1 protein-coding gene is annotated in these 248 nt (G+C 60.5%); it reads right to left on the bottom strand.

The window, feature by feature from the left end; genetic code table 11:
• Positions 1-248, bottom strand: a 248-nt coding sequence (locus GYRE_RS23125; protein ID WP_038258939.1) for a 4Fe-4S cluster-binding domain-containing protein, incomplete at both ends; no start/stop codon positions are given.

The raw sequence follows: 248 nt of genomic DNA, 5'->3' as shown, positions 1-248 counted from the left end.
CCGGGACGTTCTGCGGGTGTAACGGATCGCCACCGGAGAGCGAAATCCCCTGACGCAGGATCCGCGTATCGTTAAGATCGGCAATGATGCGATCGGCCATTTCCGGCGTAAAGGGCTCGCCGGAATTAAGCCGCCAGGTGCTTTTGTTGTAGCACCCTGGGCACTCGTGGACGCACCCCGAGACAAACAGGGTGCATCGCGTACCTGGGCCGTTGACGATGTCGACGGGGTAGTACTGGTGAAAGCGC

This window comes from Yokenella regensburgei ATCC 49455 (assembly GCF_000735455.1).
GTDB classification, from domain to species: domain Bacteria; phylum Pseudomonadota; class Gammaproteobacteria; order Enterobacterales; family Enterobacteriaceae; genus Yokenella; species Yokenella regensburgei.
The sequence above is the reverse complement of the archived record's forward strand: the minus strand, read 5'-3'. Positions and strand labels throughout refer to the sequence as shown.